Here is a 15,141-nt window from a genome sequence, read left to right as displayed (position 1 = left end):
CTGGTGATCGGCACCATGTACGTGGCCACCTAGAACGCGACAGTTGTTGGATCGATATACCAGCCCTGACCTCCACGCTGATGCGAGCAAGCGTTGCCTGTCAAGACATCGACCAGCCGTTCCTTGGGCAGTTGGGCGCTTTCTCGAAAACTTTCGCCCGACATCTTGACGCCACCCCGCAACTAGGTCGACGCTCTTCGGCATCAGCTAGTAGACCGATCTAACAGGCGGTGCAGAGGTGCCAAGAGTCACCCTCAGCGACATCGCCGCGGCCTGCGGCGTCTCGAAGGCCACGGTGTCACTCGTGGTGCGGGACAGCCCCCGGGTGTCCGCGGCGACCAAGGCGCGGGTCCGCGAGGCCATGGAACAGCTGGGTTACGTGTACGACCGGCGGGCGGCCAACCTGCGTGCCCAGCGGTCGATGACGGTGGCCCTGGTGGCGACCAACGTGCGCAACCCGTACTTCGCCGAGCTGACGATGGCGATCGAGCGGGTGCTGTACAAACGCGGCTACACGCTGCTGCTCGGCTACAGCCACGACGACCAGGAGCGGCAGACGCGGCTGCTGGAGGCGATGCGTGAGCACCGGGTGGACGGGCTGCTGCTGGTGCCGTCGTACGACACAAGCGCGGCGATGCTCCAGAAGTCGCTCGTCGCGTCCGCCACTCCGCATGTGCTGGTCACCCGTCATGTGCCCAGTCACCAGGCGGACTACATCGGCGTGGACAACCGCGCGGCGGGGCACCTGCTCGGCGATCACCTCGTGCGGTCGGGGCGGCGGCACGTCGCCTTCCTCGGCGGCCCGCCCCGGTCGACCGCGCGGGTGGAGCGTGAGGAGGGCCTGCGCACCGCCCTGGAGGGTCACGGGTGTGCCCTCGACCCTGCCCTGTCGGTCGCCACCAGCGCCGATCGCGGCGGGGGCGAGCGCGCGGTCGAACTGCTCGCCGAGACCGGCCGGCCGTACGACGCCATCGTCTGCTACAGCGACGTGGTGGCCTTCGGCGCGATCTCGGCCCTCCGAGCACTGGGCATGGAACCCGGCCGGGACGTGGCCGTCGCCGGCTTCGACGACGTACCGGACGCCGTCCTGCAGCATCCCTCACTCACCACGGTCGCCACACATCCCGACCAGACCGGCGCCGAGGCGGCGGAGCTCCTGCTCCGCCGGATCGAGGAACGGGACCGGCAGCCGCACACCGTGCTCCTGACCCCGGAGCTGAAGGTGCGCGAGTCCACACGGCGTGAGGACGGGGCGACGGACGCCGACTCCGGACGGGCGGACCTCCGATGAGGACCTCGGCCCGCACACCCCGCTGGGGACTGATCGGGGCCAGCGACATCGCGGCGACCCGCATGGTCCCGGCCATGCGTCGGCTCGGCCACGGCGTCACCGCCGTCTGCGGCTCCTCGGCACCCCGCACCACCGCCTGGGCGGCGGCGCATGGCGTCCCGCACGCCACCACCAGCGTCGAGGACCTGCTGGCCCGCGACGACATCGACGCGGTCTACATCAGTACGACCAACGAACTGCACCTGCCCCGCACACTCGCCGCGGCCGCCGCCGGCAAGCACATGCTGTGCGAGAAGCCGCTCGCGCTCTCCCTCGCCGACGCCTGGTCGATGGTCGACGCCTGCAAGGCCGCGGGCGTGGTGCTGGGCGTCAACCACCATCTGCCCGGCGCCGCCACCCATCGCCGTATCCGCGAACTCGTCGCGGCGGGCGCGGTGGGGAGGCCGCTGGCAGCCCGGGTGTTCCACGCGGTGGCGCTGCCCGAACGGCTGCGCGGCTGGCGGCTGCGCGATCCGGGGGCCGGTGCGGGGGTCGTACTGGACATCACCTGCCATGACGCCTCCGTCACCAACGCGCTGTTCGGTACACCCGTCGAAGCCACGGCTCTGACGGTGCGTCAGGGACCGTGGGAGGCGGCGGCCGAGGACGCCGCGATGAGCGTCGTCCGCTACGGCGACGGCGTCCTGGCCCAGACCCACGACGCCTTCACCGTCGCCCATGCCCCCACCGGCCTGGAGGTGCACGGCACCGACGGGTCGATCAGCGCGGTGGACGTGATGACGCAGGACCCGGTCGGCACGGTCCACCTGCGGGACGCCGCCGGGTCCCGGGAGATCGACGTACCCGGTCGGCGCGACCTGTACGAGGTGGTCCTGGAAGCGTTCGGCCACGCGGTCCGCGGCACGGGCGAGCCTGCGGTCACCGGCCCGCAGGGAGTGCACGCGCTCGCGGTCGCCCTCGCCGTCCAGGAGGCCGCCCGCACCGGGCGCACCACACCCGTCGTCCTCTCCCCCGCCGCGGCGCGCTGACCCGTCGTCCGAGAGATCGCCGCACGTTCGAAGGAAGGCATACCCATGCGCACAGTGCCCGCGGTCACCGCTGCCGAGGCAGCCGAAATGATCCCGGACGGAGCGGTCGTCTCGGTGAGTTCCTCCTCCGCGCTGGGCTGCCCGGACGCCGTCCTCGCCGGTATCGGTGAGCACTTCGCGCAGACGGGGTCGCCGCGCGGGCTGACCACGGTGCACCCCATCGCGGCCGGCGACATGTACGGCGTTCCGGGCATCGACCACCTGGCACGCCCCGGGCTGCTCTCTCGGATCATCGCCGGTTCCTATCCCAGCGGGCCGTCGTCCGCCGAACCGCCGCGCATCTGGAAGATGATCGAGGCCGACGAAGTGGAGGCATACAACCTCCCCTCCGGCGCGGTCTTCCAGATGCACCGCGCGGGCGCCGTCCGGCAGCCCGGGGTCCTCAGCGACGTCGGACTCGACACCTTCGTCGACCCCCGGCACCAAGGCGGCCGGATGAACTCCGCCACCGGCGAGGACCTCGTCACCCTCGAGCAACGCGACGGCCAGGAATGGCTGTTCTACCCCGCGATACGTCCCAATGTGGCGATCATCAGGGCGACCACGGCCGACGAGTGCGGCAACCTCACCTTCGAGGACGAGGGCTCCACTCTCGGCGCCCTGGACCAGGCGTACGCCGCGCACAACAACGGCGGTGTCGTCATCGCCCAGGTCAAGCGGATCGCCGCGGCGGGCACCCTGGACCCGCGGCAGGTACGGGTGCCCGGCATCCTCGTCGACGCCCTGGTGGTGCACGAGGAGCAGTGGCAGACCACGCAGACGGTCTACGATCCCGCGATCAGCGGCCAGATACGCCGCCCGCTGGAGGTCGTCGAACCGGCGCCTTGGGGGCTGGAGAAGATCATCGCCCGGCGGGCCGCACAGGAACTGCGCGAGGACGACACCGTCAACCTCGGCTTCGGCATCTCCGCCCTGATCCCCCGAGTCCTCGTCGAGGAGGGCCGTGCCGATGCCGTCACCTGGGTCATCGAGCAGGGTGCCGTCGGCGGGGTGCCGCTCACCGGGTTCGCGTTCGGCTGCGCGCTCAATCCGCAGGCCCTGATGCCCAGCATCGACCAGTTCACGCTGCTGCAGGGCGGTGGCTTCCAGCGCGCCATGCTCTCCTTCCTGGAGATCGACCGGTACGGCGACGTCAACGTGCACCACCTGCCGGGCCGCCGCCATGTCACCGCAGGCGTCGGAGGCTTCGCCGACATCACCTCCGCGGCCCGGAACATCGTCTTCAGCGGCAACTTCACCGCCGGGCGGCGCGACATCGCCGTCGAGGACGGACGGCTGACCATCCGTCAGGACGGGGCGGTGCCCAAACTCGTGGACCGCGTCAGCGCGGTCACCTTCTCCGGCCGCCGGGCCCTCGCCCAGGGCCGCTCGGTCCGCTATGTCACCGAGCGCTGTGTGCTCGAACTCCGCCGGCAAGGCCTCACCGTGATCGAGATCGCGCCCGGTGCCGATCTTCAGATGGACGTACTCGACAAGGCCGCCTTCCCGCTCGCCGTCGCAGACGATCTGCGCGAGATGGACGGGCGGCTGTTCCGCCCGGAGCCCGTCGGCCTGGCACTGGACACCCCGCACCACACCAAGGCAGGTATGCGATGACCACCTCCTCCCCGTCGTCCGGCGCGGCCCGCACCGCGCTGACCGCCACCGAGGCGCGCGTCGCCGACGCCTTCTTCGAACGGCTCTTCCCCGCCGACGAGCACGGTCCTGGAGCCCGCGCCATCGGCGTCCTCGACTACGTCGACCGGGCCCTCGCCGGTCACGACAGCCGCCTCGTCCCCCTCTATCAGACCGTCCTCGCGGCCTTCGACGCCTCGGCCCGCGGCACCTTCGGCCACGGCTTCGCCGAGTTGCGAAGCGACCAACAGGACGCGCTCGTGCAGCACTTGAGCGAGGGTCGGCTCGGCAACGCACTGTCCGGCGAGGCAAAGGCTGGTGACGCGCCGCCCGGCGACGGGCTGTCCGGCGACGCACTGTCCGGCGAGGCAATGCCCGGTGACGCGCCACTCGGCGAGGCACTGCTCGGCGCCGAAGAGCAGCAGCTCGCCTTCGCCCAGCTGCGGGCTCATCTGCAGGAAGGGCTGTTCGCCGACCCTGCCCACGGCGGCAACCGTGACGCTGCGGGCTGGCGGCTGCTCGGCCACCCCGGCGTCTGGCTGGAGAACTCCGCCGAGGAGAACCTCTCCCCCGAGCCGGTGACCAAGGGCGGAATCGTCCGTACCCTCGCCGACGTCGTGGACGCGCTGCCGCACGACGAGGCGGAGGAGGCGTGGACGCGGGAGGCGTACCGCAACGCCGTGTCGCCGAAGGCGACCGACTCGGCCGACGAGGTGGACGTCCTACTCGTGGGCGTCGGAGCCATGGGCGGGCTGGTCGCGCAGACCTTCGCCGAGGCCGGCCTCACGGTCGTCGGCCTGGAGGCGGGACCCTGGCGCGGCAAGGACGACTTCCGGCCCGACGAACTCGGCGACGCGTACTACGCCCGCGCCGGGCTGGGGCCCAAGTTCCAACAGGAGACGCCTCGTTGGCGCCAGGACGCGGACGACGCCGGGAGCCAGGAGGCGACGTTCTCGCTCGGCCGGATGGTCAACGGCGTCGGCGGCTCGGCCGGTCACTACGGCGCCTGGCTGCGCCGCTTCCACCCCTGGCACTTCCGGCCGCTCACCCGCATCACCGAACAGTACGGACGGGACATCCTCCCCGAGGACTGCACTCTCGCCGACTGGCCTGTCACGTACGAGGAGTTGGAGCCGTACTACACGCGCCTGGAGCACCTGATCGGTGTGGCCGGCGACGACTCCAACCCGTACGTCGAGCGCAGCAAGCCGCTGCCCATGCCCCCGATGCGGCCCTTCTCCCTCGGTGAGCGGTTCCGCACGGCGACCGAGGCCCGGGGCCTGCATCCGCATCCCGTCCCGGTGGGCCTCAACACCGTGGAGTACGGCGGCCGGCCCGCGACGACCTACTCGGCGTGGAGCAACGGGCTCGGCACCAGCAGCGGAGACCGCTGGCACCCGGGGCTCGGCCCCGTGCCGCAGGCCCTGCGGACGGGCAGGTTCGAGCTGCGTACCCATTGCCGGGCCATCCGTGTGCTGCTCGACTCCACCGGGGCCGCCGTCGGAGTCGAGTACCTCGACCCGCACGGCAGGGTCCGTACCCAGCACGCCCGCGCCGTGATCCTGTCCGCCTACACGTACGAGAACCTGCGGCTGATGTTCGTCTCGGCGGACGGCAAGCACCCGGACGGGCTGGGCAACACCACCGGCCAGCTCGGCAAGCACTACATGACCAAGATGTTCGCCCACGTCAACGGCTTCCTCCCCGACGTGTACCTCAACCGGCACACCGGACCGGCGGCCCAGGGCATGGTGCTGGACGACTACGTGGCCGAGCGGTTCGACTTCGCCGCGCACGGATTCGTCGGCGGCGCCACGCTCGGCGCCGAGCAGCAGTTCCTGCCGCTCCAGATCAGCCGGGAGTGTCTGCCGCCCGATGTCCGCCCGTGGGGCAGGTCCTACCGCGCCCATCTGCTGCGCTGGCAGCACCAGGGCGTCGTGCGGATCCAGCCGGACGCGCTCCCGTACGCGGGCCACTTCGTGGACCTCGACCCCCGGCACCGCGACCGCTCCGGCGTCGGCATGCCGGTGGTCCGGGTCACCTACCGGCTGCGCGAGAACGAGCGGCGGCTCGCGGCCTGGATGGGCGAACAGGCCGCCGGGATCCTGCGCGAGATGGGCGCCGCCACCACGTGGGAGGGCCCGCACTTCACGGGCGTCGGCTCCAGCCACGACCTGGGCGGCTGCCGCTTCGGCGAGGATCCCGCCGACACGGTCCTCGACCCTTGGCTGGCCGTTCACGACACCCCCGGCCTGCATGTCTACGGCGGTGCGGCGTTCCCCAGCTGCCCCGGCATCAACCCGACGCTCACCATCTGGGCCGTCGTGTTGCGCGCCGCCGAGAAGCTGGCCGGCGACCTGGGCGGGAGCGTCGTATGAGCATCGATCAGATCGCGCCGCCTGAGGGGACGGTACGGGCCGAGACCGACGGCGACGTCGCCACACTCGTCCTCGACCGGTCCGCCAAGCTCAACGCGCTCACTCCCGAGATGCTGGACGCCCTCGAAGCGGCACTCCGCGCCGTCGCCGCCGGTGACGCCCGGGTGGTCGTGGTGCGCGGCGCCGGCCCGAAGGCGTTCTGCGTCGGGGCGGACATCAACCGGTTCGCTTCCCTCAGCTCCGTCGAGATGTGGCGGGAGTGGACCGCCCGCGGCCATCGCGTCTTCGACCTGCTGGCCTCGCTGCGCCAGCCGACGGTCGCCGTGGTGCACGGCGTGGCGGCGGGCGGCGGCCTGGAGCTCGCGCTCGCCTGCGACTTCAGGATCGTCACTACGGATGCCCGGCTCAGCCTGCCCGAGGTCGGCCTGGGCACAGTGCCCGGCTGGGGCGGCACCGAGCGGCTCACCGAGCTGGTCGGCCGGGCCCGTGCCAAGCAGATCGTCCTGGCCCGGCAACAGGTGGACGGGCCGACCGCCGCCGCCTGGGGCCTGGCCACCGAGTGCCCCGCTCCGGACGCCGCCGAGGAAGCCGTGACGGACCTCGTCGACCGGCTGAGCGGCGGCTCACCCATAGCCGTCCAGATCGCCAAACAGCTGATCGACGCCGCGGCCGAGGGCGCCCCCAGCCGCGTACTGGAGGCCCTCGGGGGCGGCCTGGCCTCGGCCACCGAGGACCTCATCGAAGGGATGCGCGCCTTCCACGAGCGGCGCGCCCCGCACTTCCGCGGGCTCTGACCGGTACGGCCGCCAAGGAACCACCACTCGCACGAGATCGAGGTAATGGAAATGACCGCCCATCAGATCACTGCCGTCGAACGGCTGATGGTCATCGACGGCAAGGACGTCGGGGCCGCCGGCGACGAGTGGTTCGAACGGGAGAGCCCCGCGCACGACGTCGTCGTCGGCCGCTACCCCCGGGCCCGGGCCGCCGACGTGGACAACGCCGTGCGGGCCGCCCGCCGCGCCTTCGACGAGGGCCCCTGGCCTCGCCTGTCCGGTGCCGACCGGGCGCGGCGGCTGCACAAGGTCGCCGAGCTGATCCGCCGCGACGCCGAGCAGCTCGCCCGCACCGAGGTACTGGAGAGCGGCAAGCCGATCAGCCAGGCCCGCGACGAGATCGAAGGCAGCGCAGGACTGTGGGAGTACGCCGCCACCCTCGCCCGGCACTCCTACGGTGACGCCCACAACCAGCTCGGCACGGACGTCCTCGCGCTCGTCGTCCATGAACCGGTCGGTGTCGTCGGGGTGATCACGCCCTGGAACTTCCCCCTGCTGATCGTCAGCCAGAAGCTGCCCTTCGCGCTGGCCGTCGGCTGCACCGCCGTGGTCAAGCCCAGCGAGCTCACCCCCGGGACCACCGTGCACCTGACCCGGCTGCTGCTGGAGGCGGGCATCCCGGAAGGGGTCGTCAACACCGTGACGGGCGCCGGAGAGACAGGGGCGGCCCTGACGTCCCACCCCGGCGTCGACCTGGTCTCCTTCACCGGTTCCACCGCCGTCGGACGCATAGTCGCCCGCACCGCGGGCGAGCAGCTCAAGCGCGTCGAACTCGAACTCGGCGGCAAGAACCCGCAGATCGTCCTCCCCGACGCCGACCTGGACGCGGCGCTGGACGCGATCGTCTTCGGCGTCTGCTTCAACGCCGGGGAGTGCTGCAACTCCGGAAGCCGCGTCCTCGTACACCGTGACATCGCCGAAGAGCTGCAGGCGGCGGTCGTCGAGCGCTCGCGCCGGGTCCCGGTCGGCGACCCCCTCGACGAGGCGACCAAGGTCGGCGCGATCGTCAACCAGGAGCAGCTGGACACCATCGAACGCTACGTCGGCGAAGGCAGGGCCGACGGCGCGCGGATCCTGCTCGGTGGCGACCGGCTCGCCCTGCCCGCCGGGACCGGCCGCTTCTACCGTCCGACCGTCTTCACCGGCGTCACCGAGGACATGTCCATCGCCCGCGAGGAGATCTTCGGCCCGGTCCTGTCGCTGATCACTTTCGACGACCTGGACGACGCGATCCGCATCGCCAACTCCACCATGTACGGGCTGTCCGCCGGCATCTGGACCCGCGACATCGACGCGGCGCTGACGGCCGCCCGCGGTATCCGGGCGGGCACCGTCTGGGTCAACCGCTGGATGGACGGCTACCCCGAACTGCCCTTCGGCGGCTACGGCGCCAGCGGCCTGGGCCGCGAACTGGGACGGCAGGCGATCGCCGCGTTCACCGAGACCAAGACGGTTCAGCTCCAGGTCGGCCCACGCACCGCCCGCTGGCTTCCCGAGGAGGCGTGACATGGCGACGTACCCGATCCTGCCCGAGCCCCTGCCGCTCGCCCTCCCGGACGGCTGGACCGTTCCCGCGTCCTTCGCCCCGGCGGCCGACCTGGCGTGGCGGACGGCCGAGGCAAAGGTCCGTGCCCTCGTCGAGCGCCATCCCGACCGGTTCCCCCTCTACACCCAGGGCGGTGCCTGGGCCGTGGACGCCGAGGCCTGGACCAACTGGTGCGAGGGCTTCCTCGGCGGGCAGTTGTGGATGCTGGCCGACCACACCGGCGAGGCGTGGTTCCGGGAACGGGCCGAGCACTACAGCCGGCTCGTCGAACACCGCAAGGACGACCGCGCCGTACACGACCTGGGCTTCGTGTTCTGGTCCACGTGGCGCCGCTGGTACGAGGCCACCGGCGACCCCGCCCGCGACGACGTCGTCGTGTACGCCGGGCGCACCGCCGCTTCCCGCTTCGTCGAGCGGGGCCGCTACCTGCCAAGCTTCCTCGCCCCCGACAGCCTCTTCATCGACGTCATGATGAACGTCGGGATCGTCTTCCACGCCGCCCGCCGCACCGGAGACCCCGACCTCGCCCGCATCGCCCACGAGCACTGCCTGACCACCCGCCGGGTGCTGATACGCGGCGACGGCAGCGCCTCCCACGAGGGGATCTTCGACCTCGCCGACGGCCGGTTCCTGCGGCAGACCACCCAGCAGGGCTACGCCGACGACGGGTCCTGGGCCAGAGGCCAGGCCTGGGCCCTTTACGGCTTCGGCACCGCCTACCGGCACAGCGGCGACCGCCGCTTCCTCGACACGGCCCGCGCCTGCGCCGACTTCTACATCGAACGCACCGGAGACCGGCTCGTACCGCCCAACGACTGGGAGGAGCCGGACCCCCCACGCCGCTACGAGTCGTCCGCCGCCGCGGCCGCGGCCGGCGGGCTGTGGCAGCTGGCCGGGCTGGAACAGAACAGCGCCCGTGCCCGCGGCTACGCCGACTACGCCGTACGCATCCTCACCCGGCTGTGCGAGGGCGACTTCCTCGCCCACGACGACCCGGCATGGGAGGGCGTGCTCAAGCACGCCAGCTACCACGAGGCCAAGGGCCTCGGCGTCGACGAGTCCGTGATGTGGGGCGACTACTGGTTCCTCGACGCGATCGCCGCCGTCGACGCCTTCGCCCGTCCCGGCGACTGACCCAGCTCTACCGCGAACCGACCCCCCACTGCTCGGAGTTACGAACGCCCACAAGCCATGACCCAGGAGAGCCGCACCATGAGACACCGCATACCCACCTACCTGACGGCCGCCACCGTCACAACCGCCCTGCTCACCCTGTCCGCCTGCGGCGGCGGGAGCAGCTCCGCCGGAGGAGGAAGCGGCGCGACGGCCGCGAACCAGCTCGAAGTCTTCTCCTGGTGGACCTCCGGCTCGGAGGACGCCGCGCTCAAGGAACTGATCGCCGGATTCAAGAAGGGGAACCCCGGCGTCGAGGTCGTCAACGGAGCGGTCGCCGGCGGAGGCGGCGGCAACGCCCAGGCCGTCCTGCAGACCCGGCTGCAGGGCAGCAACCCGCCCGACACCTGGCAGACCCACCCCGGAGCGGCCATCGGCGAGTACATCAACTCCGATCTGCTCGCCGACCTCAGCTCGGTGTACGAAAAGGACGGCCTGAGCAGCGCCATCCCCAGGGACCTGGTCACCTCGGTCAGCAAGGACGGCAAGATCTACGGCGTCTCCACCGGCGCCCACCGGGGCAATGTGCTCTGGTTCAACAAGAAGCTCACCGCCGAGGCGGGCGTCGAGCTGAGCGCGTCCACCACACCGGACCAACTCGTCGACGCCCTCGGCAAGCTCAAGGCCAAGGGCATCACACCACTGTGTCTGGGCGGCAAGGACGCCTTCGCCACCGCCGAACTCTTCGAGAACATCCTCCTGGGCGTGGTCGGCCCGAGCGGCTGGGACTCCCTGACCTCGGGAGAGACGGCCTGGACCGACGCCGAGGTCAAGCAGGCCGCCGAGCTGTTCGCGAAGATGCTCCCGTACGCGGATCCGGACGCGTCCGCGCTCACCTGGGACCAGGCCACCAAGCGGCTCGCCGCGGGTGACTGCGCCGTGGAGAGCATGGGCGACTGGGCGTACGGCGAACTCGTCAAGGACGGCGCGAAGGACGGCACCGACTTCGGTTACATTCCGCAGCCGGGCACCAACGGCAGCTTCGTGACCGTGGTCGACACGTTCGTGGTCGCCGAGAACGCCAAGCACAAGGATCTCGCGCTGAAGTGGGCGTCCGCGATCAGTTCGCCCGACGTCCAGCTGGCCTTCAGCAAGCACAAGGGCTCGACGCCGATCCGTGGCGACGTCCCCACCGACTCGCTGCCCGCCTATCAACAGCAGGCGGCGACGTCCTTCAGGGGCGACGATCTCGTGCAGTCGATCGTGCACGGCGAGGCCATGAGCCCGCAGTTCCAGCAGTCCTTCTACGACGCCGTCACGCAGTTCGTCCAGTCCAAGGACGTGGACGCCTTCGTCAAGGCCCTGGACGCCGCAGCAAAGGGTTAGGGCCTGTCCTTCGGATCTTCGGATCACGCCTGGGCCGAGGCGTCTGGCACGCACTCCCCCAGGTCCTCACCCCGTCCCACTCGGGTCCCGGCGGCGGGCCCGGCCCACGCTCCCGCCGCCCTACCCAGGAGGTCCCCATGCCGGTACTGACCCGGCCCGCCGCACCGGCGCCCCACACCACGAAAGAGCCGCCCGCAAAGCCCTCGCCACGGGCCGCGTGGTGGCGGCGGCACCGCTTCGGCATCGCCATCCTGACGCCCAGCCTGATCATGGTCGGGATCTTCGTCTACGGCTTCATCGGATACTCCGTACGCGTCTCGGTGTCCAAGTGGCAGGGCCTGAACCCCGATCTGTCGCCCCGCGACCCGCTGTACCAGACCTACGACGACATGTTCCACACCCCGCGCTTCCAGGCGGACCTGCGGAACGTCACCGTCTTCACCTTCCTCTTCCTCACCCTGGCCGTCGTCGTGGGACTGGTGCTCGCCCTGCTGGTGCACAACGCGCTGGCCGGACGGACGTTCTTCCGGGGGGTCTTCCTCTTCCCGTACGCGCTGTCGTTCATCGTCACCGGCGTGGTGTGGCGGTGGATCTTCACCCCGTCGACCGGGGCGAACCTGATCCTCCAAGGGCTGGGCGTCGAACACGGGCCCAAATGGATCACTGACCCGGCGGTCGCCGGCGACGTGTCCGGGGCCCTTGAACCGGTCCTGCCGGGCGGGCACTTCATCCAGGTCGAGCTCGGCATCCCGCTCGCCCTCATCCCGGTCGTCATCGCCGCGTCCTGGCAGCTCGGCGGCTTCGTGATGGCCAACTTCCTCGCCGCACTGAGCGCCCTGCCCGAGGAACTGCGCGAGGCGGCCGCTCTCGACGGCGCCGGAACCGTGCGCTACCACTGGCACATCGTGCTGCCATGGCTGCGTCCGGTGGTGGTCGTCGTGCTCATCATCCTCGGACACATCAGCCTGAAGTCCTTCGACCTCGTCTACGCCATGGTCGGCCAGGGGCCCGGCTTCGCCACCGACGTGCCCGGCATCTTCGTCTTCGAGCAGACCTTCCGTGCGCTGCGCTACAACACCGGCGCCGCAGCCTCCGTCGTGATGTTCCTGTTGTCGGCCGCCGTCATCGTGCCGTACCTCTACCGCAGCGTCATCAGGGAGAAGACCCGATGAGTACCGCCCGTATCACCCTCCCGTCACGGCGCCGCCGTATCCGATACCCGGGGACGGGGCCGCTCGCCGGAACCGTCGCACTGGTCCTGCTCGCCGCACTGTTCCTGATTCCGGTCTACGTGATGGTGATGGCCGCCCTGAAGCCTCCCGCCCAGGCCGACGCCGTCCATATGTGGGAACTGCCCAAGAGCCTCGACTTCAGCGGCGTCGAGCAGGCGTGGAACGCCCTGTCTCCCAACGTCCGCAACAGCCTGCTGATGGTCCTGCCCGCCACCGTCGTCTCCTCGCTCGTCGGAGCGCTCAACGGGTACGTGCTGGCCAAACTCCCCTTCCGCGGCTCGAAGGTGCTGTTCGCCGCGATGCTGCTCGGGATGTTCATCCCGTACCAGGTGATCCTCGTCCCGCTGGTCCGCTTCCTCCAGTCGGTCGGCATGTACGGGACCCTGCAGGGGCTGATCCTTGTCCACATCATCTACGGCATCCCGATCACCACGTTGATCTTCCGCAACTACTTCAACCAGCTACCCCACGAAATCGTGGAAGCGGCCCGTGTCGACGGCTGCTCCAACGCGGCGATCTTCCTCCGGGTGATGCTGCCGCTGTCCCTGCCGGGGTTCGTGGTCTGCGGGATCTTCCAGTTCACCAACATCTGGAACGACTTCCTGTTCGGCATCACCGTCGTCCCGGACCCGACCCAGCAGCCCGTGACCGTGGCGCTCAACAACCTGTCCGGGAACTTCTCCGTGCAGTGGAACAGCGTCATGGCCGGCGCGCTGCTCGCCGCGGTCCCCACCGCCCTCGTCTATATCCTGCTGGGCCGGTTCTTCGTCCGCGGTCTGACCGCCGGCTCGGTGAAGTGAGGTGAAGTGACATGAGCGGCACCTCCGGAGCCTCGGGAGACTCCACGGCTTCTGACGCCTTCGGCGCCTTCAGCGCTTTCGGGCCGCGTTCCCCACGCGTCGTCGGGCCACTGGACGACGACCTCGTGCGGTGCGACGTGGCCATCCTCGGCTCCGGCATGGGCGGGGCCACCCTCGCCCACGCCCTGCGGGACTCCGGCGCCCGGGTCCTGGTTGTGGAGCGCGGTGACTTCCTGCCCCGCGAGGACGCCAACCGGTCACCGACCGAGGTGTTCGTCCACGGCCGCTACAAGAACGCCGAGCCCTGGTTCGACGCCGCCACCGGCCGGCCGTTCCGGCCGGGCGTCCACTACTACGTCGGAGGCAACACCAAGGTCTTCGGCGCCTGCCTGCCCCGCTTTCGCGAACAGGACTTCACCGCCGTCGAGCACGACGACGGCATCTCCCCCGCCTGGCCGGTGACGTACGCCGACCTCGAACCGCACTACGCCGAAGCCGAACGCCTCTACCGGGTCCACGGCGAGACCGGCCAGGACCCGACCGAGCCGTGGCGCTCGGGCGGCTTCCCCTACCCGGCGCTGCCGCACGAGCCGCCCGTCGCCCGGCTGGCCGAGGCGATGTCCGCGCAGGGACTGCGGCCGTTCCTCATGCCGGTCGGCGTCGACCTGCGGGAGGGCGGCAGCTGCGTCCGCTGCCGTACGTGCGACGGCTTCCCCTGCCCGTACGGGGCCAAGAGCGACGCCGAGACGTGCGCCATGCGGCCCGCGCTGCGCAGCCCCACCGTACGGCTGCTCACCCGGACCACCGTCCGGCGGCTGCTCACCTCGGCCGACGGGCGGCGCGTCACCGAGGCGGTCGCCGAACGCGACGGCCGCCGGATCCGCATCCGGGCCGACCGCTTCGTCCTGGCCTGCGGTGCCGTCAACTCCGCCACCCTGCTGCTCACTTCGGCCTCCGAACGCCATCCCGACGGCCTGGCGAACTCCTCCGGTCTGGTGGGCCGGAACTACATGGTGCACAACAGCACCTTCCTGCTCGCCGTGGATCCCCGGCGCCGCAACCCGGTCTCCTTCCAGAAGACCCTGGGCCTCAACGACTGGTACGACGCCGGACCCGGCACGCCCCACCCCCTGGGAAACCTGCAGATGCTCGGCAAGATCCAGGGGCCGATGGTCAAGGGCGCCCGGCGCTTCGTACCCCTGCCGGTACTGGACTTCATGACCAGCCGCAGCATCGACCTCTACCTGACCACCGAGGACCTGCCCGACCCCGGCAACCGCATCGCCGTCGGCCCTCAGGGACGGATCGAGGTGCACTGGCGGCCCAACAACCTGCGGCCCCACCGCGAACTGGTGCGGCGGACCATCCGCATGATGCGGCGTGCCGGCCACCCACTCGTCTTCACCCAGCGGATGGGCATCGAGACCAACTCACACCAGTGCGGCACCGCCGTGATGGGCGCCGATCCGGCGCACAGCGTCCTCGACCCGGACTGCCGCGCCCACGACGTCACCAACCTCTGGTCGGTGGACAGTTCCTGCTTCCCCTCCTCCGCCGCCCTCAACCCCGCTCTCACCATCGCCGCCAACGCCCTGCGCGTCGCCGCGAAAGGAGGGATCACGGCGTGAACGCCGCACGTGGTGAGCCCGGCCGTCGCCGTTCACTCCGGCACCACCTGCTGCTGCGCCTGTACGCGGTGACCGAGTGGCGGGGAGCCTCGGGCGCGAGGAGGAGTACAGGAAAAATCTTGATTTGGGGGGTTCCGTATGCTATGGACCGCGCTACACTGAAAGTGCCTACGGGACGAGCGAGGGAGTTCGACCGGAGTAGCCGACTTCGGCGGAGAGCTTCGGCTTC

Annotated in this window: 11 protein-coding genes; all 11 read left to right on the top strand. The window is 70.7% G+C overall.

From position 1 onward, the window contains the following. The first annotated feature begins 238 nt into the window (after positions 1-238). Entirely contained in the window at positions 239-1,291 is a 1,053-nt protein-coding gene (locus tag OHT21_RS43215) for a LacI family DNA-binding transcriptional regulator (RefSeq protein ID WP_328773705.1), read from the top strand. Further along, complete coding sequence (locus OHT21_RS43210; RefSeq protein WP_328773704.1) at positions 1,288-2,319, top strand: Gfo/Idh/MocA family protein; 1,032 nt, start codon at positions 1,288-1,290, stop codon at positions 2,317-2,319. Before OHT21_RS43215 ends, OHT21_RS43210 begins: the two co-directional genes overlap by 4 nt. 45 nt (positions 2,320-2,364) lie before the next feature. Further along, positions 2,365-3,975 (top strand): acyl CoA:acetate/3-ketoacid CoA transferase, encoded by a 1,611-nt coding sequence (locus OHT21_RS43205; protein ID WP_328773703.1) that lies wholly within the window; start codon positions 2,365-2,367, stop codon positions 3,973-3,975. Next, on the top strand, positions 3,972-6,371 hold the full coding sequence (locus OHT21_RS43200; protein ID WP_328773702.1) for a GMC family oxidoreductase: 2,400 nt from the start codon (positions 3,972-3,974) through the stop codon (positions 6,369-6,371). Before OHT21_RS43205 ends, OHT21_RS43200 begins: the two co-directional genes overlap by 4 nt. Then, positions 6,368-7,165, top strand: coding sequence for an enoyl-CoA hydratase/isomerase family protein (locus OHT21_RS43195; RefSeq protein ID WP_328773701.1), 798 nt, complete (start codon positions 6,368-6,370; stop codon positions 7,163-7,165). Before OHT21_RS43200 ends, OHT21_RS43195 begins: the two co-directional genes overlap by 4 nt. A 51-nt stretch (positions 7,166-7,216) precedes the next feature. Further along, positions 7,217-8,713, top strand: a complete 1,497-nt coding sequence (locus OHT21_RS43190; RefSeq protein ID WP_328773700.1) for an aldehyde dehydrogenase family protein — start codon at positions 7,217-7,219, stop codon at positions 8,711-8,713. 1 nt (position 8,714) lies between these two features. Then, the gene (locus OHT21_RS43185) at positions 8,715-9,887 is read left to right on the top strand and encodes a glycoside hydrolase family 88 protein (RefSeq protein WP_328773699.1); all 1,173 of its coding nucleotides are present in this window, start codon (positions 8,715-8,717) and stop codon (positions 9,885-9,887) included. A 78-nt stretch (positions 9,888-9,965) separates the two neighbouring features. Then, entirely contained in the window at positions 9,966-11,252 is a 1,287-nt protein-coding gene (locus OHT21_RS43180; RefSeq protein WP_328773698.1) for an ABC transporter substrate-binding protein, read from the top strand. Between the two features lie 137 nt (positions 11,253-11,389). Then, positions 11,390-12,424 carry a carbohydrate ABC transporter permease gene (locus OHT21_RS43175; protein ID WP_328773697.1) on the top strand — a complete coding sequence of 345 codons (1,035 nt, stop codon included), beginning with the start codon at positions 11,390-11,392 and terminating at the stop codon, positions 12,422-12,424. Next, on the top strand, positions 12,421-13,284 hold the full coding sequence (locus tag OHT21_RS43170) for a carbohydrate ABC transporter permease (RefSeq protein WP_328773696.1): 864 nt from the start codon (positions 12,421-12,423) through the stop codon (positions 13,282-13,284). Before OHT21_RS43175 ends, OHT21_RS43170 begins: the two co-directional genes overlap by 4 nt. A gap of 11 nt (positions 13,285-13,295) precedes the next feature. After that, positions 13,296-14,912, top strand: a complete 1,617-nt coding sequence (locus OHT21_RS43165; protein WP_328773695.1) for a GMC family oxidoreductase — start codon at positions 13,296-13,298, stop codon at positions 14,910-14,912. Positions 14,913-15,141: the final 229 nt, after the last annotated feature.

The organism is Streptomyces sp. NBC_00286 (assembly GCF_036173125.1).
Lineage (GTDB): Bacteria > Actinomycetota > Actinomycetes > Streptomycetales > Streptomycetaceae > Streptomyces.
Note: the sequence above shows the minus strand (reverse complement) of the source record. Positions and strands in the feature narration are given on the sequence as shown.

Excerpts from the sequence above, each read along its gene's own strand:
- OHT21_RS43210 (WP_328773704.1), top strand. The coding sequence starts at position 1,288 with ATGAGGACCTCGGCCCGCACACCCCGCTGGGGACTGATCGGGGCCAGC.
- OHT21_RS43205 (WP_328773703.1), top strand. The coding sequence starts at position 2,365 with ATGCGCACAGTGCCCGCGGTCACCGCTGCCGAGGCAGCCGAAATGATC.
- OHT21_RS43200 (WP_328773702.1), top strand. The coding sequence starts at position 3,972 with ATGACCACCTCCTCCCCGTCGTCCGGCGCGGCCCGCACCGCGCTGACC.
- OHT21_RS43195 (WP_328773701.1), top strand. The coding sequence starts at position 6,368 with ATGAGCATCGATCAGATCGCGCCGCCTGAGGGGACGGTACGGGCCGAG.
- OHT21_RS43190 (WP_328773700.1), top strand. The coding sequence starts at position 7,217 with ATGACCGCCCATCAGATCACTGCCGTCGAACGGCTGATGGTCATCGAC.
- OHT21_RS43185 (WP_328773699.1), top strand. The coding sequence starts at position 8,715 with ATGGCGACGTACCCGATCCTGCCCGAGCCCCTGCCGCTCGCCCTCCCG.
- OHT21_RS43180 (WP_328773698.1), top strand. The coding sequence starts at position 9,966 with ATGAGACACCGCATACCCACCTACCTGACGGCCGCCACCGTCACAACC.
- OHT21_RS43175 (WP_328773697.1), top strand. The coding sequence starts at position 11,390 with ATGCCGGTACTGACCCGGCCCGCCGCACCGGCGCCCCACACCACGAAA.
- OHT21_RS43170 (WP_328773696.1), top strand. The coding sequence starts at position 12,421 with ATGAGTACCGCCCGTATCACCCTCCCGTCACGGCGCCGCCGTATCCGA.
- OHT21_RS43165 (WP_328773695.1), top strand. The coding sequence starts at position 13,296 with ATGAGCGGCACCTCCGGAGCCTCGGGAGACTCCACGGCTTCTGACGCC.